The organism is Pseudomonas entomophila, assembly GCF_029478665.1.
Lineage (GTDB): Bacteria > Pseudomonadota > Gammaproteobacteria > Pseudomonadales > Pseudomonadaceae > Aquipseudomonas > Aquipseudomonas entomophila_F.
This window is the reverse complement of sequence record NZ_JARPQB010000068.1, coordinates 1-20,634: the sequence shown is the minus strand read 5'-3', so window position 1 is coordinate 20,634 and position 20,634 is coordinate 1. Positions and strand designations below refer to the sequence as shown.

Annotated in this window: 20 protein-coding genes and 1 pseudogene; 6 read left to right on the top strand and 15 right to left on the bottom strand. The window is 65.3% G+C overall.

Annotated elements, in window-relative coordinates:
* Window positions 1-115: 115 nt before the first annotated feature.
* Genes P5705_RS24470 through P5705_RS24460 form a run of 3 tightly spaced genes read right to left on the bottom strand, consistent with a single transcriptional unit; the run spans window position 116 to window position 3,270 of the window.
* Window positions 116-1,099 carry an IS5 family transposase gene (locus P5705_RS24470; protein WP_277463466.1) on the bottom strand — a complete coding sequence of 328 codons (984 nt, stop codon included), beginning with the start codon at window positions 1,097-1,099 and terminating at the stop codon, window positions 116-118.
* 42 nt (window positions 1,100-1,141) lie between these two features.
* Window positions 1,142-1,861, bottom strand: coding sequence for an RHS repeat-associated core domain-containing protein (locus tag P5705_RS24465; protein ID WP_277463465.1), 720 nt, complete (start codon window positions 1,859-1,861; stop codon window positions 1,142-1,144).
* On the bottom strand, window positions 1,855-3,270 hold the full coding sequence (locus tag P5705_RS24460) for a hypothetical protein (protein WP_277463464.1): 1,416 nt from the start codon (window positions 3,268-3,270) through the stop codon (window positions 1,855-1,857). The genes P5705_RS24465 and P5705_RS24460 overlap by 7 nt, the downstream gene beginning before the upstream one ends.
* Before the next feature lie 187 nt (window positions 3,271-3,457).
* On the opposite strand from P5705_RS24460, the gene P5705_RS24455 reads away from it, so the two are divergent.
* On the top strand, window positions 3,458-4,366 hold the full coding sequence (locus tag P5705_RS24455) for a hypothetical protein (RefSeq protein WP_277463463.1): 909 nt from the start codon (window positions 3,458-3,460) through the stop codon (window positions 4,364-4,366).
* 58 nt (window positions 4,367-4,424) lie between these two features.
* Here P5705_RS24455 and P5705_RS24450 read toward each other — a convergent pair whose 3' ends face one another.
* Window positions 4,425-5,096 (bottom strand): class I SAM-dependent methyltransferase, encoded by a 672-nt coding sequence (locus tag P5705_RS24450; protein WP_277463462.1) that lies wholly within the window; start codon window positions 5,094-5,096, stop codon window positions 4,425-4,427.
* 105 nt (window positions 5,097-5,201) lie between these two features.
* Here P5705_RS24450 and P5705_RS24445 point away from each other — a divergent pair, with 105 nt between their 5' ends.
* Window positions 5,202-5,954: a class I SAM-dependent methyltransferase gene (locus P5705_RS24445; RefSeq protein WP_346780515.1), complete on the top strand. Its 753-nt coding sequence runs from the start codon at window positions 5,202-5,204 to the stop codon at window positions 5,952-5,954.
* A gap of 129 nt (window positions 5,955-6,083) precedes the next feature.
* On the opposite strand, the pseudogene P5705_RS24440 reads toward P5705_RS24445, so the two are convergent.
* From P5705_RS24440 to P5705_RS24430, 3 genes and pseudogenes are all read right to left on the bottom strand, one after another.
* Window positions 6,084-6,185 (bottom strand): annotated as a pseudogene (locus P5705_RS24440) (carbohydrate porin); the annotation flags it as partial.
* 43 nt (window positions 6,186-6,228) lie between these two features.
* Window positions 6,229-8,625, bottom strand: coding sequence for a glucose/quinate/shikimate family membrane-bound PQQ-dependent dehydrogenase (locus tag P5705_RS24435; RefSeq protein WP_277463460.1), 2,397 nt, complete (start codon window positions 8,623-8,625; stop codon window positions 6,229-6,231).
* 379 nt (window positions 8,626-9,004) lie between these two features.
* Window positions 9,005-9,598, bottom strand: coding sequence for a TetR/AcrR family transcriptional regulator (locus P5705_RS24430; RefSeq protein ID WP_277463459.1), 594 nt, complete (start codon window positions 9,596-9,598; stop codon window positions 9,005-9,007).
* Window positions 9,599-9,701: 103 nt separating this feature from the next.
* On the opposite strand from P5705_RS24430, the gene P5705_RS24425 reads away from it, so the two are divergent.
* Window positions 9,702-11,084, top strand: a complete 1,383-nt coding sequence (locus P5705_RS24425; RefSeq protein WP_277463458.1) for an MATE family efflux transporter — start codon at window positions 9,702-9,704, stop codon at window positions 11,082-11,084.
* On the opposite strand, the gene P5705_RS24420 is transcribed toward P5705_RS24425, so the two are convergent.
* The gene (locus P5705_RS24420) at window positions 11,061-11,390 is read right to left on the bottom strand and encodes a cupin domain-containing protein (protein ID WP_277463457.1); all 330 of its coding nucleotides are present in this window, start codon (window positions 11,388-11,390) and stop codon (window positions 11,061-11,063) included. The two genes, P5705_RS24425 and P5705_RS24420, sit on opposite strands and share 24 nt — an antisense overlap.
* 74 nt (window positions 11,391-11,464) lie before the next feature.
* On the opposite strand from P5705_RS24420, the gene P5705_RS24415 reads away from it, so the two are divergent.
* Both P5705_RS24415 and P5705_RS24410 read left to right on the top strand, forming a co-directional pair.
* Entirely contained in the window at window positions 11,465-12,364 is a 900-nt protein-coding gene (locus P5705_RS24415; protein ID WP_277463456.1) for a LysR family transcriptional regulator, read from the top strand.
* Between the two features lie 298 nt (window positions 12,365-12,662).
* The gene (locus P5705_RS24410) at window positions 12,663-13,862 is read left to right on the top strand and encodes an MFS transporter (protein WP_277463455.1); all 1,200 of its coding nucleotides are present in this window, start codon (window positions 12,663-12,665) and stop codon (window positions 13,860-13,862) included.
* Here P5705_RS24410 and P5705_RS24405 read toward each other — a convergent pair whose 3' ends face one another.
* Window positions 13,863-14,474 carry a LysE family translocator gene (locus tag P5705_RS24405; protein ID WP_277463453.1) on the bottom strand — a complete coding sequence of 204 codons (612 nt, stop codon included), beginning with the start codon at window positions 14,472-14,474 and terminating at the stop codon, window positions 13,863-13,865. It abuts the gene before it with no gap.
* A gap of 101 nt (window positions 14,475-14,575) precedes the next feature.
* Between P5705_RS24405 and P5705_RS24400 the strand changes: the two genes are divergently transcribed.
* Window positions 14,576-15,541, top strand: coding sequence for a GlxA family transcriptional regulator (locus P5705_RS24400; RefSeq protein WP_277463452.1), 966 nt, complete (start codon window positions 14,576-14,578; stop codon window positions 15,539-15,541).
* A 64-nt stretch (window positions 15,542-15,605) separates the two neighbouring features.
* Here P5705_RS24400 and P5705_RS24395 read toward each other — a convergent pair whose 3' ends face one another.
* From P5705_RS24395 to P5705_RS24370, 6 genes are all read right to left on the bottom strand, one after another.
* On the bottom strand, window positions 15,606-16,460 hold the full coding sequence (locus P5705_RS24395) for a CAP domain-containing protein (RefSeq protein ID WP_277463451.1): 855 nt from the start codon (window positions 16,458-16,460) through the stop codon (window positions 15,606-15,608).
* Window positions 16,461-16,626: 166 nt separating this feature from the next.
* Entirely contained in the window at window positions 16,627-17,238 is a 612-nt protein-coding gene (locus P5705_RS24390) for a cell wall hydrolase (RefSeq protein ID WP_277463450.1), read from the bottom strand.
* Between the two features lie 48 nt (window positions 17,239-17,286).
* Window positions 17,287-18,204: an AEC family transporter gene (locus tag P5705_RS24385; protein WP_277463449.1), complete on the bottom strand. Its 918-nt coding sequence runs from the start codon at window positions 18,202-18,204 to the stop codon at window positions 17,287-17,289.
* 151 nt (window positions 18,205-18,355) lie between these two features.
* Window positions 18,356-18,805: a DUF1842 domain-containing protein gene (locus P5705_RS24380; RefSeq protein WP_213656982.1), complete on the bottom strand. Its 450-nt coding sequence runs from the start codon at window positions 18,803-18,805 to the stop codon at window positions 18,356-18,358.
* 19 nt (window positions 18,806-18,824) lie between these two features.
* A complete protein-coding gene (locus P5705_RS24375; protein WP_277463448.1) occupies window positions 18,825-19,418 on the bottom strand; it encodes a DUF1842 domain-containing protein in 594 nt (197 codons plus the stop codon).
* Between the two features lie 261 nt (window positions 19,419-19,679).
* A complete protein-coding gene (locus P5705_RS24370) occupies window positions 19,680-20,357 on the bottom strand; it encodes a DUF3313 domain-containing protein (RefSeq protein ID WP_277463447.1) in 678 nt (225 codons plus the stop codon).
* Window positions 20,358-20,634: the final 277 nt, after the last annotated feature.

The following is a 20,634-nucleotide window of genomic DNA, read 5'->3' as shown; positions in this document are numbered from 1 at the left end:
GGAAACTCCGAACAAGTTGCCCATCAGCCGGAAATGGACGGCTTGGGGATGCCGAAAAGCCCGATTTCAGCCGCTGATTATTGGATAACCAAGGCACAGCCTTGGTTTTCTGCCCTCACGGGCGCACCTCTCCCACAGCAGGCAATAATTGCCGGCGCACCATCCACAGATTCGACAGGGCAAACAGCGTGGTCAGTTGCGCCGTGTTCTTGGCCAAGCCACGGAAGCGGGTTTTCACATAGCCGAATTGGCGCTTGATCACACGGAATGGATGTTCGACCTTCGCTCGCACCTGCGCTTTGACCTTCTCGATCTTGCGTCTGGCTTTGTAGAGCACGCTGCGTTTGCTCAAGTGCTTGTAGGTGCTACGACGAGCCGCAATCTGCCAGATCACCGGCCTTCCTTCATGCTCCGGCCGCTTCTCCACGCCGGTATAACCCGCGTCGGCACAGATAACATTTTCATCGCCATGCAGCAGCTGAGCGACCTCCGTTACATCGGCCACATTCGCCGCTGTGCCGTGGACGTGGTGCACCAGGCCCGACTCAGCATCGGCACCGATATGCGCCTTCATGCCGAAGAAATACTGATTACCTTTCTTCGTCTGATGCATTTCAGGATCGCGCTTGCCGTCCTTGTTTTTGGTCGAACTGGGTGCATGGATGATGGTGGCGTCGACAATGGTGCCCTGGCGTAACGACAGGCCCTGGTCTCGCAGGTAATTGTTGATGGTTTCCAGAATGCCCGTCGCCAACTGATGCTTCTCCAGCAGGTGCCGGAAATTCATGATCGTCGTGTCTTCGGGGATCGGAGCGCTGAGCGTCAGACGAGCAAACTGGCGCATCGAAGTAATCTCGTACAGCGCCTCTTCCATGGCTGGATCGCTCAACGAGAACCAGTTCTGCAGCAGGTGAATACGCAGCATGGTTTCCAGTGGATACGGCTTGCGGCCACCGCCGGCTTTTGGGTAATGCGGCTCGATCAATGCCACCAAACCGCTCCACGGCACCACCTGTTCCATCTCGGCCAAGAAACGCTCGCGACGGGTTTGCTTGCGCTTACCGGCGTACTCGAAATCGGAAAAGCTCATCTGACTCATGGGATAGCGGGCTTGTAGAGGGCAGTTGGACGGAGGGCTATTTCAGCACAGGTCAGATGGCCTGTGCTGACTTGATCGGAGGTTCCCTAACCGAGTGGTGCGCATCAATTTGTCCATGGCGCGGAGTTGCAGGGCTTTTTCATTCGATTCCTTGTCGTCTGCCAGCCCAAGCAAGTCCTTGGATGTTATTGGGTTGTTTCCGACCATGCGGTATAGATTCAGCCCGTCCACCGTCCCTGCCGGGTCCGCACTCAGCCAGCGCCCCAGCCAAGGCTGGTAATAGCGATACCCGTAGTAATACAGCCCCGTCGCATCCCGCTCCTTGCCGGAGTAGCGCACGGTCTTGTACTCCGCTTCCACAGTATTGTGCGGTAGCCACAGCGCCGTCTCGCCGTAGGGGTAGTACTCCTCCTGGCTGATGAGGTTTGCGTCTTTGTCCAGCTCCAGCCCGACGCTACCGATCAGGTCGGTATAGCTGTAGCGGATCGTGTCGTTGGCCATGCCGGGGGGCGGGTCGGTTTCCCAGTGCAGCACCCGCACCTGGGCGCTGCCAGCGGCACCGACGATGATTTCGTGCCGCGACGATTCCTCGGTCGTGTCGCTGTATTGGGTGCGTAGTTCCAGCCCCGGCAGGTAGAGCACGTGGCTGCGGCGCACGGTTCCGGAGGTCAGGTCCGAGCGACGCTTGACGACTCGCTGGCTGCGGGCGTCATAGCGGTAGGTTTCTTCATCGGCCGCCAGGCTGTTACGGGCGATCAGCACGGCCCGCGCCAACTCGCCCCGGCGGCTCCACTCGAGCAGCTGGGCTGCCTGCAACTGGCGTTGATTGCCCGCCGCGTCGAGTACGCATCGACCTGTGCCGGGTCTTCCGTAACCTCCTTGGCCACGGCGCGGTTGCTGCGGTCGGAGACCGTCAGTTCGATCGTATATCCGTTGGGCGGGTCTTGTGGGGTGTGCTTGAGGTGGGTCAGGTTGCCGCCACGGTCATAGTGGTAGTGGCGCACATAGTTGACGAGGGTGCCGTCGGTGGAGATGCGCGGGAGGGTGATCGGGCGATTTTTCTGGTGTTGCTTGGCAATGTCGTGCAGTTCGCGGCCAGTGGCGCTGGCCAGTTGGTACAGGGTGTCGTAGGTGTAGTGGTGCTCGGGGTCGACTTTCTGGTTGCGGTAGAAGCGTGACGCCTGCGCGTCATTGTGCAGGTGGATCACATTGCCCACCGGGTCGTAGGCGTAGCGCAGGTCTTGCAGGCGCTTGGCATCGGTTGGCCGCACCGCCAGGATGTGGACGAGGCGCTGGGTGCGGGGTTCGTAGGTGAAAGTGGTGACCACGCCGTTGCCATGTTCTTCGCGCAGTTTCTGGCCAGCGGCCGAGTACTCGATGGACACGAGAATGGCTTGCTCGGTGCCACCGTTGACGATGAGCCAACTGCCGGTCAGTTGCCCGGCGATATCGTAGGCCAGACGCTGCTGGTGCCCGCGGGCGTCGGTCTGTTCGAGCAAGGTGCCGTTGGCGTCGAAGCGGCCCTGAGTGGTGTAGGCCTCCGGTGCCAGCAGCCGTTCCCATGCCATTTCGTCTGCCCCTTGCCAATCGGCTTCGTCGTCGGCGGCGAGCAACTGGCGTGTCGATGCCAGCGGCAGGCCGGTCAGAGCGACGCTGTCGGTCGCAAGACGGCCGGCGGTATCGTAATGACGGGCAGGCAGACCCGCCAGGTTATGGTCCTTGCTGGACTGGTCGGTGCCGGCCCAGACGAAGCGCTCGGCAATGCGAGGTGTTTCGGCGAGTGGGCCTTCAGTGACTGTCAGCGGCCGCCCCGCGAGTGGCGCCGGTTCGTAGTGATGATAGCGAGCGACATCATTGGCACCGAGGTGCATCAGCGGGCGCCCGGCGATATCGTTCAGTACGATGCTGCGGCCGGCGTCGACACTGTCGGTGCGCAGTGTTTCACCGGCCATGGACAGCTGATAGGTGAAGTTGGGGGCGGGCAGGCGTGGATCGATGCTTTCGACGGGGTGGCCGAACGCATCGAAGCGGTGGCGGGTGATGCGTTCGTCGATGTCATCGGGTGCATCTGGATGGCGGTGGTAGACGACCTGGCGCACGGCCAGGCCGCGATTGTCTCGGACTGCCACCGTTGGCGTGCTGTGGTGCAGTGAGTGATCTCGGTCTTTCATCCTGAGCTCCTTGTCCCTGCCGCAGTGATCGCGGCGGCACTATCAGGTTAGTCGGCAAATCCCCTGAAGAGCCGGCTTGCCAGTGAACAAGGCTGTCCACTAAAACCGGGTCATGACTACTTGCCTCTTCGACAAATTTTTCACATCACCTTGCTAGGATCACGAGCTCTTCCAAGGAGCCGATTCGATGACGCAAATCCTGCGCAGGCGAGCTGTACGCCTGGCCCTGGTCACCACGGCTGGCCTTGTGGCCAGTACCTTGGGCTTCTTTGCCTGGCAGAGTTTCTACCCGGTACAGGCCGCCAACGGCTGGGAGGTGCAGGTGCTGCACAAATCGGTGACGCGCGCCGCCTCATTATTAACCCAGTCCGACGGCAGCCTGCTGGTCAGCCGTGAACTCAATGGTGGCAAGGGCAGCATCCTCCAGATCAGCGCCACCGGTGAGCGCGCGGTGGTTCTCGAGGGCTTGTCCAAGCCGGATGGCATGGTGGCGGTCGATGGCGGCTGGGCGTTCAGCCAGGAAGTGGGCGGGGCGCCAGTCAGCCTGTCGCGCAATGGCCAGGTCACGACGCTGTTCGAGGGCAACAATGTTCAGGGCTTGTTCAACGATGGCGATCACCTGTACGCCATCGAAGACCGTAAGGGCGACGGGCGGCTGATGCGCTACGACTGGCGCAGCGGTCAGCTGGAGGTGCTGCGCGCCGGCCTGACCGAGACCGAAGGCCTGACGCGTTGCGCCGACGGGCGCCTGCTTTATACCGAGAAGGCCACCGGCAAGATCCGTGCGCTCAGCGCGGACGGCAATGACCCGGTGGTGGTCGAGGGGCTGCGCAACCCCACCTTCCTGCTCTGCGACCAGAGAGGCCTGTGGATCAGCGAGGATTCCACCCATCGTGCCCGGCTGTTGCGCATCGATGGCGATGGTTCGCGGCATGTCGTGTTGAGCTATTTGAAGGCGCCCCAGGCCATCGTGCCCGACGGGCATGGCGGTTACCTGCTGGCCGAGGGCGGCCGTGATCGTGTGTTGCGGTTGAGCCCATCCATTTCGTACAGCACGGCCGAGGTTGAAAGCGGCAAGGGTGAACCCGAGGCCTGAGTTCGGCGGTGGAGTGGTTCGCCAGCAAGGCTGGCTCCTACAGGGGAATGCAGTGCGCTCAAGACAGGCGCTGCGCCACCAGTAGCAGGGACTGTGGCATTGGGCTTTGAGGATGCTGCGGTTCCTGTAGTTCGACCAGCCTGAACCCTGCCAATTCCAGCGCCCTCAACCAGCTGGACAGCGTGCGGAAATACCAGGGCATCGGTTCCCACTCACCTGCAAGGCCAGTGAATGACTCCTCCCGCCAGCCATCCTGGTAATCGTCGCCTGCCACGGCCCAGGGGTGAAGGGTCTGGATCAGCAGGCTGCCGGCGGGCTTGAGCAAGTCATGCAGCGCCGCGAGCAAGGGAATGATGTCTTGCTGCAGCAGGGCGAAGTTGGCGCAGATCAGGTCATAGTCACGGCCAATGTCTATTTCGCCCAAGGCCAGTTGCGCGTAGCTGGCCAGGTGCACGCTTGGCGAGCCCGCCGCCCGCGCGGCGTCGACAAGTGTCGCTTCGCCATCCACGCCGACCGCTTCCACGCCGCGATCAGCCAGGGCTCGCAGCAGCCAGCCTTCGCCACAGCCCAGGTCGAGGACACGCTCAGGCTGGCGCCCCAGCAACGCAATGAGGATTGCCTGGTCGGTGACCTGCCGGCGTGACTCGATGGCGCCGGAGCGCACGGCATCGATCCAGGCGGGTGCATTGTGTTGCCAACTGGGCAGCAGGGCGCTGTCGGGGGTGGTCATGATCGGGTTCGCCAGGCAGGGGTGGATTGAGGATAGAGCAGATTCGCCCTTGTGCCTGCGAGCCTTTGCTCGGCACACTGGCGCTCCTTCGCGAAGGAGCGGCGCATGGCACTTTCGACAACGGATTTCACCACCCGACTGCTGCTCGATGCCGAGATCGGCCCAGGCATGCGGGTACTCGACGTGGGCTGTGGCAAGGGCGATGTGACCTGGCAGTTGGCCAGGCTGGTGGGGCGGGACGGCGCGGTGGTCGGGGTCGACCGGCAGGTCGAGGCGCTCAACTGTGCAGGCCAACGCGAAGTGCCCGCAGGCGCTGCGACGCCGATGTTCATCCCGTGTGACCTGTACGCGCTGCCGGATAGCCTCGGGTTGTTCGACGCCATCGTTGGTCGCCGGGTACTGATGTACCAGGCGGATGGGGTGAAAGCCTTGCGTGCGTTGGCTCGGCATCTGCTGCCAGGCGGGGTGATGGTGTTCCAGGAGCACGATGCAACGCTGGCGCCTGCCTGTCTCGAACCGTTCCCGCTGCACCGCAAGGCCCAACAATGGCTGCAGCGCATGATCGCGCTCGAAGGGGCGGACCTGCGCATCGGCTTCAATCTGCAGCGTCTCTTCAGTGAAGCGGGGCTTGCCGTCGAGGACCTGCGCGCCGAACTGCTGGTACAGACACCCGATCAGCCCTACGCCTTGGGCGATATCGTGCGCGCCTGCCTGCCACGGATCGTCGCCTTGGGTGTGGCGACGGCCAGGCAGGTCGGCATCGAGACCTTGCAGGCCCGCCTGGACGCCGAGCGCCAGGCGACATCGGCCATCTACATCGGTGACGTGGCGTTCGGCGTGATCGGGCGCAAGCGCTGAACGCCGGTCGCTGCAGAGCAAAAAACTGGCACTACGCTGCAGGAGCCAGCCTTGCTGGCGAACCGAGGCCAGCCCCCGTCCTGAGTTCGCACAACGCCATTCGCCAGCAAAGCTGGCTCCTACAGGGCGTCAGAAGGCGCCCTTGATTTGCAGCCCCACCACCAGGGCATTGTCGATGTCCTTGCCGGAAAACGCCCCCGGCTCGACGATGTACTGCACATCCGGGCGCAGGGCTGGTAGGAGCCGGCTTGCCGGCGAACGGGGACGACGCGGTCTATGGCAGTGCGTAGGCCATCACATAGTCGCCACGGTCAGTCGACTGGCGCGCGCCGCCAGCGGTGACCACCACGTACTGCTTGCCGGACTTGGGTGACACATAGGTCATCGGGCCGCCCTGGCTGCCGACCGGCAGCCGGGCCTTCCAGAGCTCGTTGCCGTTGCCGCTGTCGTAGGCGCGCAGGTAGAAGTCCTGGGTGCCGGCGATGAACACCAGGCCGCCTTGGGTCGCCAGGGTGCCGCCCAGCGTTGGCAGGCCGATCTTGATCGGCAGGTGCATGCGGATCCCCAGCGGGCCGGTGTCCTCGACGGTGCCGACCGGCACCTGCCAGGCGATCTGCCGGGTGTGCAGGTCGATGGCGGTCAGGGTGCCGAACGGCGGGGCCTGGCAAGGGATGCCGGCCACCGACAGGAAACGGTTCTTGTTCACCGCGTAAGGGGTGCCCTTGAGCGGTACCGCGCCCATGCCGGTGTTCAGCGCCTCGCCACCGGAGGCCGCCGAGCCCTGGTTCTGCGACGGGATCATCTGGATCCACAGGCCCAGGCGCATGTCGTTGACGAAGATGAAACCATGCACGGGGTCGGTGGAAATGCTGCCCCAGTTCATGCCTCCCAGCGAGCCCGGGAAGCTCAGCGACAGGTCGCTGCCGGGCGCGGTGTACAGGCCGTCGTAGCGCATCTTCTTGAAGTCGATGCGGCACAGCAACTGGTCGTAGGGCGTGGCGCCCCACATGTCCGACTCGGTGAGGGTCTGCGCGCCGATCTGCGGCATGCCGACGGACTTCGGCTGGGTCGGGGAATACGGTTCGTTGGGAATGTTGCCGGGCTTGACCGGTACTTCATCGACTTGCGTCAGCGGCTTGCCGGTGGCGCGGTCGAGCACGTAGAGCTGCCCGGCCTTGGTGCCGATGACCACGGCGGGCACGGTCTTGCCGTCGTCTCGGGTGAAGTCGATCAGGCTCGGCTGCATCGGCAGGTCGAAATCCCACAGGTCGTTGTGCACCGTCTGGTACACCCACTTTTCGTTGCCGGTGGTGGCGTCCAGGGCCAGCACCGAGGCGCCGTAGGTGTGGTCCAGCTGGCTGCGTTCGACACCATAGATGTCGGTGGACGAGGAGCCCATCGGCAGGAACAGGGTGTTCATCGCCGGATCGTAGGACATCGGCGCCCAGCTGTTGGGGGTGCTGCGTACGTAGCTCTTGCCTTCGGCCGGGATGTTGCGGTCCTGTGGGTTGCCCGGGTCGAAGGCCCAGCGCATTTCACCGGTGATCACGTCGAAGCCACGGATCACGCCGCCGGGCATGTCGGTCTGCACGTTGTCCGCCACGCGGCCGCCGACCACCACGGTGGTGCCGGCCATCAGCGGCGCCGAGGACAGTTGGTAGTACGAGTCGGGCACGTCACCCAGGCCCGCTTTGAGGTCGACCTGGCCGTTGGTGCCGAAGCCCTGGCAGAACGCGCCGGTATCGGCGTCGACGGCGATCAGGCGGCCGTCGATGGTGTTGGTCAGCAGGCGGCGCTGGCAGTTGGCGCCGGCCGGAACGCTGGCCACGGTGATCGGCGAGCTGTTCGGTTGGGTCGGTTGGGCGATTGGTGCGGTGGCGTCGAAATAGGCCATGCCGCGGCAGCGCTGCCAGACCTTGGACTGGGCGTTGATCGGGTTCTTCCACAGTGCCTTGCCGGTGTCGGCATCGAGGGCGATCAGGTTGTTGTGCGGGGTGCAGATGAACACCTTGTCGCCGACCTGCAGCGGGGTCAGCTGGTCTTCCGCGCCGTTGCCATCGCTGATGGCCACGTCGCCGGTGAGGTAGGTCCAGGCCACCTTGAGCTTGTCGACGTTGCCGCGGTTGATCTGGTCCAGCGCGGCGAAGCGGCTGCCGCCTTCGGTATTGCCGTAGTGGGCCCAGTCTTTCTGCTGGTGGCCGGCCTCGACCGGGGTCAGGCCCGGGCCCTTGCCGGCGGGGGCGACGCTTGGGTGGGCGACGAACATGTTGCCGGCAGTGATCGCCAGCAGCACGGCTAGCACACCGGCCACACCATAGGCGCCACGGGCCTTGCGCCGTACCAGTTTCGGGTAGGCCAGCGCCACCACCAGGCCGATCGCAGCAAACATGAACAGGCGCGAGAACAGCGGCCAGAACACCAGGCCGGTGTCGCTCAGCGCCCAGAGCCCGGTGCCGGCCAGGAACATGGCGTACAGCCAGGCACCGGCCGGCTTGCGGCGAGCGATGAGCACACCGGCGATAGCCATGGCCAGGCCGCCGACGAGGAAGTACCAGGAACCGCCCAGGCCGGCCAGTTTCATGCCGCCGGCGGCCAGCAGCAGGCCGAGCAGGGTGATGACCACGCCCAGGCCGACCAGGATGAGGGTTGAGGCGCGCGGTGTGTCTTTCATGCCAGGGATCTCGCAGGTGGAATGCGGCGGAGTGTAAGCCCTTAGCAAGATAATTAACAAGTTAGTACATTTTGCTTTCCCTGATCTGTAGGAGCGGATTCATCCGCGATGCGCCGCACGGGCGGCGCTCGGTATTGCAGGCACTGCCAATCTTCGCGCCATGTGCCTGAAGCCTTTGTCATCTCCTGTCGAGCAGGGAGAGGCTAGTCGGGGCGGCAAGGGCCAGGCGCATGATCGCATGCAGGCAGGCAGATGCTGGGTGGAGGTCTTGCTGCGCGCTCAGGACCGAGCGCCGCTCGTGCGGCGCATCGCGGATAAATCCGCTCCTACAGGGTGAGGCGGGGTCGCCGCGCCGCACCTGTCAGGCCATGGTTGCCTTTCACGCCTGCAAACCCTCCAGCAAACACCGCAACGCGGCCTTCACCCGTTCCGCGGCCGCCTGCGGATCCTGCTGGGCGATTACCCACATGCCACTGTCGCCCATCGCGCCATTGATCAGATGGGCCATGGCCACCGTGTCGAACGCCCGCAACCTGCCGGCCTCCTGCAACTCCTCCAGCCCCTGGGCCATGGGCCCGATGTAGCTTGCTTCCTCAAGCTCGCGCAGGCGGGTGCCCAGCACCGCGGGGGCGTCCTGCAGGAGGATGCGGCGCAAGGCTTGGTCGTGCAGGAGGTCGTAGTAGTACAGGCAGGTGTCGATATAGCCCTCCCACGGGTCGTCATGCAGGGCGAAGCGCGCGTCCAGCAATCGATTGATGTCCTCCAGCAGGCTTTGCACCACGGCGGTGAACAGTCCGGCCTTGCCACCGAAGTGGTGATGCAGCGCGCCCCGGGTGAGGTCGGCTTCGGCGCACAGATCGTCCATGACCACGGCGGCGAAGCCCTTTTCACTGAACTGGCGGCGGGCCACGGCGATCAGCCGCTCGGTGGTGTCGGCGCTCATGGCGGCGCGGCTGCGACGGGGGGCGGGCATAAGGTTCTCCAGGCGAAAGGCGATGACTGCAAATTAGCATACGTTGCGTATGTCAATAAATGGCATTAGCATACGCTGCGTATGTCAAATGGAGGTTTTCACCGTGACTGCTTCTGTCCTGCGCCCGAAGAGCGCCTGGTTGGCTGAGCTGCCGGGGCTGTTGCGCCTGGCTTTGCCGCTGGTATTGGGCCTGTCGGCCGCCGAGTTGATCAGCCTGACCGACACCGTGCTGCTGGCATCGCTCGGCACGTTGGTGCTGGCGTGCGTGTCGCTGACCGCCAGCGCCGGCCTGATTTTCCACGCCGGGCTCTACGGGATGCTCGCCACGCTTAGCGTGCGTGCCGGCCTTGCCTTTGGTGCCGACGATCCGGACGCGGTGGCGCGGACCTTGCGCGCCGGTCTTGGCTATGGGCTGCTGGTCGGTGTGCTCGGCTGCCTGGCAATGCTCGCCAGCCTGCCGATGTTGCAGTGGCTGGGCGTGCCGTTGCCGGACGCGGCATTGTTGACGCCCTACTGGCAAGCCATGGCGGTGTTCCTGATCCCGTACTGCCTGGCGGTGGTGTTCAAGGATGTGCTGGAAGCCATCGGCCGCCCTTGGGTGGCGGTGCTGCTGGTGATGAGCGCGGTGCTGTTCAACATCCCGCTGAGCTACGGCCTGATCCACGGCCATTTCGGCCTGCCCGCGCTGGGGCTGGTGGGGGCCGGTATCGCCGGGGTGATCGCCGAGTCGCTGGCTGTGCTGCTGGCCCTGGCGTACTGGCGGCTGGCACCGTCGTTGGCGCGCTATCGCCAGGCACCTCGTGGGCAACCCCTGCATTGGCGGATGCTGCTGGGCGAGGGCTGGCCGTTGGGCCTGGGCTACCTGGCCGAGGCCGGCGCGGTGGTGATCGCCGCCTGGATGCTGGGCTGGCTGGGCAATGCGGCGCTGGCGGCCAACCAGGTGGTGCAGTCGATCGGCGCGTTGCTGTACATGCTGCCGTTGGGCATGGCCGCGGCGGTGAGCATTCGCATCAGCCAGGCCCAGGGGCGTGGCGAGCAGGCCCGGGTGCGTGCCATCGGCAGCGCCACCTTCATCAGCGTGACCGCCTGGATGGTCGTTGCCACGGTACTGCTGGCCGTATTCGGTCGCCGGATCGCCGAGGCCATGAGTGACGACCCGCAGGTCGTCGCCATCGCGGTGCCGATGTTCGTGGTGGTGGCGGCGATGCAGGTGGCCGATGGCTTACAGTCCACTGCGCTGGGGGCCTTGCGTGGTTTGCAGGACTATCGCTGGCCGGTGGGGGTGACCATGGTCAGTTACTGGCTGCTGGCGCTGCCATTGAGTTACTGGCTGGCGTTCCATTCCGCGCTGGGCGCGGTCGGTGTGTGGGTCGGTTTTGCCTGTGGCCTGGCCGTGGCGGCATTGCTGTTGCCCTGGCGCTTCTACTGGCTGCAGGCTCGGCCGGCTTGGGCAGGCGCTGGTTCAGGCGCCATAGAACACCGCTAGCCACACCGTGGCCACGCCGGCCTCGGTCCATTCCACCCGGTGGCGGCAGTGGGGCGGGATGTCCAGATAGTCGCCGGGGTGCAAGACACGGGTTTCGGGCTCGTGCTCCAGGCGCAGCCCGGCACTGCCGCTGAGCAGAACGATCCACTCGCCTTCGGCCTGGTCGTACCAAAAGCCCGCTGGGCTGGCCTGGCCGCTGGAGACGATACGCTCGATGCGCAGCCCCGGGCGGCGCAGCAGGTCGTCGAACTGCTCGGCAGCCTGTGGTTCGAGGGCGGGCAGGGCGGTGAACAGATTGTCGGGCATGTTGGTCTCGTGCGTGGTTGATTACCGTCGGTGATTGTAGGAAGGTTCCGGGTTTTGCCCCAGGGATAATCGCAATGGACAAGCTGCTGGCGATCAAGGTGTTCATGGCCACGGTCGAGGCCCAGGGGTTCTCCGCCGCCGCGCGCAAGCTTGGGGTGGCGACTTCCTCGGTGACTCGGCTGGTCGATTCGCTCGAGAACGAACTGGGCGCCGCCTTGCTCAACCGCTCGACGCGCCAGGTCAGCCTGACCGAGGCGGGGGCGGGTTACTACCAGCGTGCGCGGGATATCCTCGAGGCCCTGGCCGAGGCCGATGCCCGTGTGGCCGACCGCGGCGAGGAGCCTGTCGGCGTGCTGCGCCTGTGCCTGCCGGTGGAGTTCGGCAGGCGGGTGATCGCACCGCACCTGGGCGCATTCCTGGCGCGTCACCCGGGGATGGAGCTGGACATCGACCTCAGCGACCGCTTCGACGACCTGCTCGATGGGCGTTATGACATGACCATCCGCCTGGGGGAGCCGGCGCCCAGCGATGAACTGGTGTGCCGCCCGCTGGGGCGTTTCGAGCGCTGGCTGGTAGCCAGCCCGGCCTACCTGGCGCAGCGCCCGCCTCTGGAGCACCCCCGGCAGTTGAGCGACTGCGCCTGCCTGCGTTTCCGCTATGGCCAGTCGGCCAGGCCCTGGCGCTTGAAGCGCGGCGATCAGGCGCTGGAGCTGGATGTCGCCGGCCCCTTGCGCAGTGCCAATGCCGACCTGTTGCGCGAGGCGGCCATGGCGGGCAGCGGTGTCGCCCTGCTCGCCGACTGGCTGGTGCGCGAGGATGTCCAGGCCGGCCGCCTGCTGCGGCTATTCAGCGACTGGCAGGCGAGCCCTGGGGCGGCCAGCACCAGCATCAATGCGCTGTACCTGCCCAACCATCGGGGGTCGAGGCGGGTGATGGCTTTTGTCGGTTTCTGCGAGGCGCTGCTGGCGGGGTGAGGAGAGGGTGTTTGGCGGTAACCTTGTAGCGCTCTCGAGACCGAGCGCCGCCCGCGCGGCGCATCGCGGATGAATCCGCTCCTACATTGATTGCATTGTTCGCCTTGTTTGCACGACTGTAGGAGCGGATTCATCCACGATACGCCGCGGGCGGCGCTCGATCCCATGGGCGCTGCAACGCTTGCGTCGGCAGCGTTGCGTCCAGCGCAAAGGCCCGTTGCGCTGGCACCGGATTCTCGGCAACGGCGATGCACGGCACCATGCACGCACTTTCCGTCGTTTCCCGAGGCAACCTCCCATGAATCCTTCCCTCGCTGTCGCCCAGCCGTCGGCCCCGGGCCTGAGCCGGGCGCTGGTCATGCTGCTGGCGTTCTGCTGCGGCGCCATCGTCGCCAACATCTATTACGCCCAGCCAATCGTCAGCCTGATCGCCCCGGACCTGGGGCTGTCCACCGAACGGGCCAGCCTCATCGTGTCGCTGACCCAGCTCGGCTATGCCCTGGGCCTGTTGCTGCTGGTGCCGTTGGCCGACCTGCTGGAAAACCGCCGCTTGATGATCGCCACGGCGGTGCTGGCCACCTTCAGCTTGTTGCTGGCAGGCACCAGCGGTCATGGCCAAGGCCTGTTGTTCCTTGGGTTTGCCCTGCTGATCGGTTTCAGTTCGGTGGCCGTGCAGATGCTCATCCCGCTGGCGGCGCACCTGGCGCCGGAGCAGCAACGTGGTCGGGTGGTGGGCAACATCATGGGTGGGTTGCTGCTGGGTATCCTGCTGGCGCGGCCACTGTCGAGCCTGGTGGCCGACCATTTCGGCTGGCGGGCGGTGTTCATCGGCGCAGCCGGCGTGATGCTGGCGATCATCCTGCTGCTGGCCCTGACCCTGCCGCGCCGGGTGCCTGAGCACAAGGCCAGCTACGCCGGGCTGATGTTGTCGCTGGTCAGTTTGCTGCGTCGCTACCCGCTGTTGCGCCAGCGTGCGCTGTACCAGGCGCTGATGTTCGGGGCGTTCAGCCTGTACTGGACGGCGGTGCCGCTGGCCCTGGCGGGCGAGCATGGTTTGTCGCAGAGCCAGATCGCGCTGTTCGCCCTGGTGGGCGCGGTAGGCGCTGTCGCGGCGCCGATGGCCGGGCGCCTGGCCGACGCGGGGCACGCCCGGCGTGGCTCGTTGCTGGCAATGGGCCTGGCCCCCGTGGCGCTGGTGATCGGTTTGAGTGAACCGGGCATGAGCGTGATCGGCCTGGGGCTGACCGGTGTGCTGCTGGACTTTGCAGTGCAGATGAACATGGTCATCGGCCAGCGTGAAGTGTACGCGCTTGACCCGGCCAGCCGTGGCCGGCTCAACGCGCTGTACATGACCAGCATTTTCCTGGGGGGGGCCGTGGGTTCGGCGGTGGCCAGCGGCGTCTATGCGCAATTTGGCTGGAGCGGCGTGGCACTGGCGGGCGCCACGTTGCCTGCCCTGGCGCTGCTGGTATTCCTGGTGGTTTCGCGCAAGGGCTGATCAGCGCCCCAAAGGCAGCGCCATGCCGATCAGCGCGAACAGGCTGCCACAGCAACGGTTGAAGCCCCTGCCGCCCTTGGCCAACCAGGGGCGGATGCGAAACGCCAGGCGCGCCAGCAGCCATTCGACCAGGCACTCCACGCAGGCGAAGGTCGCCGCCAGCACCACGAACTGCATCGTCAACCCCCGGTTCGGGTCGATGAACTGGGGCAGGAAGGCGCCATAGAACAGCAGGACCTTCGGGTTGGCCACGGCCGAGAGCAGGCCCTGGCGGAACAGGCCGGCATTGCTCAGGCTCGCCTTGGCTGCCAGGGGTTCCAGATGCAACGCCGGCGTGCGCCATAGCTGAATGCCCAGCCATACCAGGTAGGCACCGCCCACCCACTTCATCACGGTCAACAACGACGCCGAGGCCAGCAGCAGCGCGCTCAGGCCAAACAGGGTGAGGGCGATCAGGGCCGTGAACCCGACGCCGCCGCCGATGATCGTGAATACCGTGCGCCGTGCGCCATAGAGCGCGCCATGGGTGAGCGCCAGCAAGCTGTTGGGGCCTGGGGTCAGCGACAAGCCGATGCAGGCCAGCAGGTAGATGAGCCAGGTATCGAGTGCCATTTAGAGGTGCCTTGGGTGTTTTCAGGGCGCCAGTATGAAACAGGTCGCTGCCGATACAGCGTATGATCTGGTCATTTCATGGTGATATCTGGACGCTCTGCATGACCCCCGACTTGCGCCTGCTGATCTTGCCTTTGCCTGAGTTCGCCCTGCTGCCCCTGGGCGCCTTTCTCGACAAGCTGCGTTTTTCCGCCGATGACGAAGACTACAGCCGCCAGCGCTACTGTCACTGGCGGGTACTGGGGCTGGATGGGCAGCCGGTACCGTCGAGCAGCGGCGCGGTGCTGCAGGTGGACGTGACGCCGGACCAGGTCGAGTGGCGCGAGTTCGACTACCTGGTGTTGTTCGGCGGTCGCAACGCCAGCGCAACGGCAGCGCTTGCCCCTGCGTATCGGGCCCTGCTCAGGCGTGGGGTGAAGGCCGGGGTGAAGCTGGCCTGTGTCGACAATGCCGCCTTCCTGCTAGCGGCTTGCGGTTTGCTGGATGGGTTCAAGGTGGTGGTGCACTGGCGTCACGAGGCCGAGTTCCGGGCCAGCTTCCCGCGTGTGCAGGTGTTGACCGAACAGTTGTACTGCATCGACGGCCCACGCATCACCTGTGCGGGCGGCACCGCGGCCATCGACCTCGCGGTGGAGCTGATCGCGCGGTCCTGTGGCCGGGCCAGGGCGCTGAAAGGGTTGGCGGACATGCTGGTGGACGAAAGCCGTGACAGTCGCCACGCCCTGCGCTCTTTGGAGGCCGGGCCGGGGCAGGGGCGCCAGGTGCAGCGTGCCTTGGCGTTGATGCGCCATCACTTGGCGGCGCGGCTGTCCATCGAACAGCTTGCAGCGGAGCTGGGTATCAGTCGGCGCCAGCTCGACCGGCAGTTTCAGGCCAGCCATGGCATGAGCGCCAAGGGCTGGTGGCAGGAAATGCGCTTGCAACAGGCGCGGTGGCGGTTGCTCAACTCGAACCACAGCCTGGCGCAGATTGCCGACGAGGTGGGGATGGGCGATGCCAGTTACCTGGGCAAGTGGGTGAAGCGGCGGTTCGGTTGCACGGCATTGGCGCTGCGCCGGGCGCGTTAGCGGCAAGGCTGCGCCTTGCGTTCGCCAGCAAGGCTGGCGCCTGCAGGCCGTGCGCCATCCGCGCTTATTGGGGGGTACCGAACAACCCCGTCCAGTAGATCCCGGCATCGCTCTTCGGATCGACCGCATACGCTGCCCCCAATTCGCGGTAGTCCGGGTTCATCAGCGTCGCGCAATGCCCGGGGCTGGCCAGCCAGCCATCGACCACCTTGCCTGCGGTGTCGCGCCCGGCGGCGATGTTCTCGCCGATCTGTCGGTACAGGTAGCCGGCCAGCTCGGCGCGATCACCGGGGGTGCGGCCGTCGCGGTCGATATGGTCGAAGAAGTTCTGGTTGGCCATGCTGCGCGTGTGGTTGGCGGCCACACCAGCCAGCGTGCTGTTCCAGGCCAGCGCCGGGGCGGCGGGGAAGGGCTGGCCGCCGCACTGGCGCGGCACGTTGCGCGCGGCGTTGATCGCCTGGAGCAGCTTCTGCCCCTCGGCCTGCCAGTCGCCCAGGCGGCCGCTGAGCAGCGGCCGGGCCAGGACGATGCGCCAGTCGCGCCCTTCCTGGCTGACACCGATATCGACGAACTGTGGGTCGAGCACCACCTGACAGAAGCTTTCCTCGATGGCCCTCATCGCCGCCTGGGCATCGCGCGGGCCGGACAGGCTGATGGCCTGGACGTTGACCATGGGGTAGGCGGCGCGGCTCATGGCCTGTTGCAGGTCGCGGGTGCCCTCCGGCGACAGTGCCAGGCGGCTGTCGTTGTTGAGCGGCGGCAGCTCCAGCGAGGCTTCGCCACCGCAGCGCTGCGCCTGGCTGCGATAGACATTGATCGTATCGATCAGTTGCGCTTCCTCGCCGGTGAAGGCCAGGGCACTGGTCGAGGCCAGCAGCGACAGGCCAAAGAGGCAGGCAACGGATGACAGGACGCGCATGTGGATCTCCCTATGGCTGGCAGCGCCGGGTCGCAAGCCCGTCCGCGCTGCTCATCCTACACAAGCGCACGGGTTTTGACCCGGCCCTGTGCAGTGCGGCAAAGGGGCAATAGACCGTCGATGATGGCAAAAGTGCGGTCACCTGATAAGGATTCGCAAGTCCGGCCTATCTGGCCAGCGCCTGGTTCGGCTTGTAGAACAGGAAATGGGTGGTCTCCGCGGTCTTGCGGTAGGTCTTGGCCCAGTCGGGGTTGACGTTGCGGTCGTGGAAGTACAGCGCACCGTCAGTTGGGTCCTTGAGCTGCTGGTTGAGGGCCTTGCGGGCGATTTCCTTGGCCACCGCATAGCGTTCCTCTTCCTCCACCTGGTCGGGACGCCCGTCACACCACCAGGAGAACTGGCAGCTCTTGCTCTCCACGCCCTGCTTGACCACCCCGCAGATGCTGTCGGGGAAGCCATCGTGGCCCAGGCGGTTGAGCACCACGCTGGCCACCGCGCTCATGTCCTGGGCGTCGGCGCCTTTCGCCTCCCAGTAGATAGTGCGAGCCAGGCAAGTGATGCTGTCATCCATGGGGGCCTGGCCCGCCGGGTCGACTGCCTGTACCTCACTCGGGCTGATCTTTTCCTGCTGTTTAGGGGGAGGCGCGTCCTCGACGACTTTCTCCTCGAGTTTGTGCGCCTTGTCCTCGGCGACGGCGGCCTTCTGGTTGTCGGCCGCGCCGAGAGGGCTTGCGAGCAGGGCCAGGAGCAAGCCGCAGGGTATCCAGGGATAGCGCATGGTCGAGGTCTCGCAGGGTGAACTGCCTGTGAGTCTAGCCGTGCGCGTTCAATTCAGCGCAAGACTCAGTACCAGGGGCAGGGTCACGGCGGCCGCCACGGTTTGCAGGGCGATGATGGTTGCCATCAGGGGCGCGTTGCCACCCATCTGCCTGGCCATCACATAGGACGACGAGGCGGTCGGCAGCGCCTGGAACAGCACGGCGACCACCGCGGCCTGGCCACCCAGCCCGAACAGGCGACACAGGCCCCAGGCGGTCATCGGCATCACCAGGAACTTGAACAACGACGCGGCCAGCAGTGGCTTGACCTGTTGGCCCAGGCGGGCGCCGCCCAACGCCGCGCCCACGCACAACAGGCCAAGGGGCAAGGCGGCCTGGCCGAGGGCTTTCACCGTGGGTTCCAGCCCCGAAGGCAGGCCAAGGCCGCTGACCCGTAGCAGCAGGCCAGCGGCGCAGCCGACGATCAGCGGGTTGGCGAAGATCGCGCGGAGCACCGTGGCCGCTGAACTGTGGCGGGCGCTGAAGCGGGCGAATACCAGCACGCAGAGCAGGTTGACCAGAGGCACGATGGCGGCGTTGGCCACCGCCGCCAGGGCGATCCCGGCGCTGCCGTAGAGGCCGGCGGCCAGGGTTGCCCCGATGTAGTTGTTGAAGCGCACGCCACCCTGGAACACCGAGGTGAAGTCGGCTCCGTCATGGCTCGCCGCCCCCTGGTAGAGCACCAGCAGCAGGGCACCGAGCAGGGTGGACAGCATCAGCACGCCGACCATGCCCAGCACCGGCACGCCATCGAGGTTGGCCGTGGCCAGGCCGTGGAGGAACAGTGAAGGTAGCAGCACGTAATAGCTCAGGCGCTCGGCGCCGGGCCAGAAGCTGTCGGCGAGAAAGCCGCGCACCCGCAGCCAGGTGCCCAGGGCTATGAGCAGGATGATCGGCACGAGGGTGGTCAGCAGCAGCGCAAGCATGGGCGTTGGTCCGTGGTCGGGTACGGACACAGCCTAGCGGGGAGCGTGGGTTGGAAAAAACGTTGTTTTCTGCAGCGAGTGTTGAGAAAAACTGCATCGACTGAAGGCGATGCGGGAGCCAACGGGCTCCCGCACGGTCACGCTGCCTGGATCAGGCGCTTTCGAGGTGGCGGATAGCCGCTTTCAGGCGCTCTGCCGGCTGGTGTTGGTGGACGATCTCCGGCGCCTTGCGCACACGGCCGTGCTGGTCGACCCAGTGGCCGTTGATGAAGTAGCGGTAGCTGGCAGTGCCATAGTTCCAGCCCTGGTCGAGCAGGCCTTGCAGGTGGAAGGTCTGGGCGATCTGGCTGAGCGGGCCGCTGGGGCTGCCATCCAGGTGCAGGACGATCGACGGGCTGCCCACTGGCGCGAACGGCAGCTCGCTGTAACCGCCCCAGACCTTGGCGTGGAAAACCTGCACGGGATGGGTGGTCTGGATGATGGTGGCCCTGCCGGTGACCTTCTTCTGCACGGTGTTGACCAGCAGATCGAGGGTCAGGGTCGGTGCGCCGAGCAGACCATTGCTGACATTCAGGCGGGTATGAAAGAGTCCGAAGGACATGCTGATTCTCCTTGTCTGCTCAGGCTTTCTTGGCGGCCTTGGCGGCCGGGCTCTTGGTCGAGGCGAGGGCCTGGTCCAGGGCTTTGCCCACGGCACCGCTGGCCAGTTGCTTGAGCTGGGCGACGTCACCGGTGGCGATAACGGCCTCCAGGGTGGCGTTATGCAGTTCGGTCGCCAGGTCGACGTTCGCCAGCGTCTGGATACGCTTGAGCTCGAGCACGACCGGTACGTTGTCCACTTCGATCCAACGTTGACCGTTGTAGTAACAATAGCTGGCCACGCCTTTCTGCCAGTCCTGATCGAGCAATGCGCGCAGCTCGAACTGCTCCGGCGAGTTGGCGTGCGGGCCGCCATGGTTGCCACGTACCGTCAGCAGGATCTTGCCTTCGCTTGGCGGTTGCACGGTGAGGTAGCTGTAGGTGCCCCAGACATCCAGGTTCAGGTCCAGCGGCGGATTGGTGGCCTGGGTGATCGTGGCGTGGCCGTTGACGCTACGGTCTGGCGTGTAGACCAGCAGGTCCAACTGCAGGCGCGGGGCGCCTGGCGCGTTGGTGCCGATCAGGTAGGACACCGGGAAGAGGCCTTCCGACGGTGCGAGCAGCGATTCAGACATGATTGCCTCCATTGCATTCAATGAGTGAAGAACGGTTATGTCAGCTGGCGCAGGCGGTAGGAGGGGAGAGAGTTCGAGCTGGCTTGCGCTCGAAAGGCCGTCGGCTATGTCATGAAGACGGGCCGACGGGTGCGAGAGGCTGTTGGCAGCCAACTTGGGCAACCCATCCGTGGTATACGGGCCGCCTGCCTGGCAGCCCGCTTGAGTTAAGCAGGCCCGGCAGGCGGTGATGGCTTTTTTGCATTATCTCCGACGAGTGGCTCAGCGTTGCTTGTCGCGCATTGCCACGAAGCTGCGGCGCATGTCGCTGGCCCAGCCATCGAGCACCGGCTTGACGTCGTTCAGGGTCAGTTGCGTGGTGTCGTTCTCCAACTCCTTGCCGCTGCCCTTGCGCACCACCTGGGCCAGCACCTTCTGGTTGGCACCGTCGAGGAAGGCGGCTTCCACGGCGATGTCCACGTCCTGGTCGCGGCCGCCGGCGGCGGTGTTGACCGCCGCCGCCACCAGGGCGATGGGGATCACTTCGTAGGGCTTGAGGCCCTCGGTGCTGGTGGACACTGCGGTGATCGCCGGGCGTACCACGATGGTGTTCGGGCCAGGCTCCTTGACCAGGGTGAGCACGCTGCCCATTTCCCGGCGCATCGCTTCGTTGAAGTAGCGGGTGATTTCCTGCAGGGTCTGCGCCGAAATCACATTGGTCGGCTGCGGCTTGGGATAGAACTGGCTCGGCTCGATGAACACCTTGGTGTACTGACGGGCCTTGATATCCGGGTCGACCCAGCGCATCACCGGCGCGCCGGAAACGCTTTCGGCGGGCTTCAGGCGGCTGTAGTCCTTGAGAAAGCCAGAGTAGTCCTTGGGGTCGACCCGGTTGCTGGAACAGGCGACCAGGGCCAGCAGGGCGGCGCACAACAGGGTGGTGCGAGGCAGGTGCTTCATGATGACGAGGTCCATGAGGGAAGTGGCCAGAACAACGCTAGCAGGTGCTTGGCGGATGGCCAGCACCCAAGGCACTCTGTCTCCGCGATCGTTGTAGGAGCCAGCCTTGCTGGCGAACCCGGCGCACGCCGGCCTTGAGACTGGCGTTGGGGCTGTTCGCCAGCAAAGCTGGCTCCTACAGGGTTCGTGCGTGCTTCAGCCCAGCGCCAGCAGCGGCGAGCGCAAGGTCAGATCTGAACGCATGGCACCCTCTGCTAGCACAATTATTGTAGGAGCC